Here is a 2,912-nt window from a genome sequence, read left to right on the forward strand (position 1 = left end):
GTCCGGGTCCGGCGCCGCGACCACGACCCGCAGGTCCACGGGCCGGCCCTCGGCGAGCACCAGGGGGGCCGCGAGAACGACGTCGTCCACAGCACCGCCCGCGCGCTCGGCAGCGGCGGCGACGAGCTCGACGAAGGCAGTGCCGGGCAGCAGGACGGTGTCGAGCACGGCGTGGTCGGCCAGCCACGGGTGGGTCGTGGTGGACAGCCGCCCGGTCAGCTCGAAGCCGTCGTCGTCGAGGTGCTCGACGACGGCGCCCACGAGGCCGTGGCCAGTGTCGCCGAGGCCAGCCGCCGCCAGGCTGGGGCTCGCGGCGTGCGCGGTGAGCCAGAACCGTTCCCGCGCGAACGGGTAGGTCGGCAGCTCGACCGCCTCGGCACCCGTGCCGCGGTAGAAGGCCGTCCAGTCAACGGCGTGGCCCCGGCCGAACACCTCGGCGACGGCGGCGAGGGCGCCGGTGACCTCGTCGCGGCCCCGGCGCAGCGTCGCGACGGCGACGGCCTCGCCAGGCAGCAGGTCCGCGGCCAGCGAGGTGAGCGCGGCGTCGGGCCCGACCTCCAGCGTCGTGTCCACGCCCTGCTCGCGCAGGGTCGTGACCGCGTCGGCGAAACGGACCGGCTGGCGGACCTGCGCGACCCAATGCTCCGGGTCGGTGAGGTCGCTTGCCAGGCGCCCGGTGAGCGTCGAGACCACCGGGATGCGCGGCTCGTGCCAGGCGAGGTCGGTCAGCACCGCGCGGAATCGGTCGAGCATCGGCTCCATCAGCGGGGAATGGAAGGCGTGGCTCACCGTCAGCGGTCTGCCGCGGACACCCAGGGCCTCGACCACCGCGGCGACGGCGGGCCCCGCGCCGGAGAGCACCAGCGACTCCGGGCCGTTCACCGCGGCGATACCCACCGACGGGCCGAGCAGCGGCAGCACGTCACGCTCGGCGGCGCGGACCGCCACCATCGCGCCGCCCCCGGGCAGCGCGCTCATCAGCGCGCCGCGAGCGGCGACCAGAGCGGCCGCGTCCGGCAGGGAGAGCACCCCGGCGGCGTGGGCGGCCGCGATCTCACCGATCGAGTGCCCGGCGAGCGCGTCCGGCTGCAGGCCCCACGACTTCAGTAGCCGGAAGAGCGCGATCTCAAGGGCGAAGAGCGCGGGCTGGGTGAACGCGGTGTCGTCCAGCCGCTCGCCGCCCTCGACAACCTGGGCCAGCGGCGCGCTCAGGTGCGGATCGAAGGCCGCGCAGATCTCGGCGAAGGCCTCGGCGAACACCGGGAACGCCGCACGCAGGCCCGCGCCCATGCCGGCCCGCTGCGCGCCCTGGCCGGTGAACAGGAACGCCAGGCCGCCATCGCCCGGGACCGGGACCAGGGCGGTGCCGTCCGCCAGCGCGCGCAGCCCCGCCCGGTCGGTGACCACCGCGCGGCGCTCGAAGACCTGGCGGGTCGTGGCCAGGGAGAACCCGAGGTCGACCGGGTGCACGGTCTCGGCGAGGCCGGTTAGCGCGGCGGCGCGCATGCGCACGGCCCGCTCGTCCCGCCCGGTCACCACGAAGGGCGTCACCGGCGCGGCAGTGCGATCGGCCTGCCGCGGGGCCGCGTCGCCGGCCTCGAGGACCACGTGCGCGTTGGTCCCGCTCGCCCCGAACGACGAGATCGCCGCCCGCCTGGGCCGGCCGGCGGCGGGCCAGGGACGGGCCTCCCGCAGCAGCCGCACCGCGCCGCGGTTCCAGTCGACGAACGGGGTCGGCTCGTCGGCGTGCAGCGTCCTGGGCAGTACCCCCTCGCGGAGGGCGTACGTGATCTTGATGATCCCGGCGACGCCGGCGGCGGCCTGGGTGTGCCCGATGTTCGACTTGAGAGACCCCAGCCACAGCGGTTCCGCCCGCTCGCCCTGGCCATAGGTGGCCAGGAGCGCCTCCGCCTCGATGGGGTCGCCCAGCCTCGTCCCGGTGCCGTGCGCCTCCACAAGGTCCACGTCGGCCGGGGCCAGCCTGGCGGCGTGCAACGCCTGCCGGATGACAGCCTGCTGGGAGCTGCCGCTGGGCGCGGTGAGCCCGGCGGACGCGCCGTCCTGGTTCACGGCGGAGCCGCGCACCACGGCCAGCACCCGGTGGCCGTGGCGCCGCGCGTCGGACAGCCGCTCGACCAGCATCATCCCGGCGCCCTCCGCCCAGCCGGTACCGTCGGCGCCCGCGCCGAACGCCTTGCACCGGCCGTCGGGGGCGAGCCCGCGCTGTCGGCTGAACTCGATGAAGGTGCCCGGCGACGACATCACGGTCACCCCGCCGACGAGCGCCAGCGCGCACTCGCCCGCGCGCAGCGCATGCCCGGCCAGGTGCAGCGCCACCAACGACGACGAGCACGCGGTGTCCACACTCATCGCCGGGCCGACGAGGCCGAGCACGTAGGAGATGCGCCCGGCGACGACGCTCGCGGCGTTGCCGGTCATGAGGTAGCCGTCGACGCCCTCGGGAGCGCGGGTCATCGTGGTGGCATAGTCGTTGCCGTTGCCACCCGCGAACACGCCGACGCGGGCACCGCGCAGCGCCGCCGGCAGCACCCCGGCGTGCTCGATTGCCTCCCAGGCGGTCTGCAGCAGCAGCCGCTGCTGCGGATCCATCCCCAGTGCCTCGCGCCGAGAGATGCCGAAGAAGTCCGGGTCGAACTCGGCGGCACCCGTCAGGAAGCCGCCCTGATCGGTGTAGCTGGTCCCGGGATGGTCCGGGTCGGGGTGCACGAGGTTCGCCAGGTCCCAGCCACGGTCGGTCGGGAACGCCGAGATGGCGTCCGTCCCGTCGAGGACGAGCCGCCACAGCTCGGCGGGCGTACTGACGCCGCCCGGGAACCGGCAGGCCAGGCCGATGATCGCCAGCGGCTCGTCGGGCGCGGCGGCCGCGGTGGTCGCGGGCAGGTCCGCGCGGG

General features: G+C 75.8%; 1 protein-coding gene. It reads right to left on the reverse strand.

Annotation, left to right across the window (positions count from 1 at the left end; all coding sequences use genetic code 11):
* Positions 1-2,912: type I polyketide synthase (locus tag ND747_RS15985; protein WP_251734412.1), on the reverse strand; the 2,912-nt coding region annotated here is incomplete at both ends.

Origin of the sequence: Frankia sp. R82 (assembly GCF_023716925.1) — a bacterium.
Lineage (GTDB): Bacteria > Actinomycetota > Actinomycetes > Frankiales > Frankiaceae > Frankia.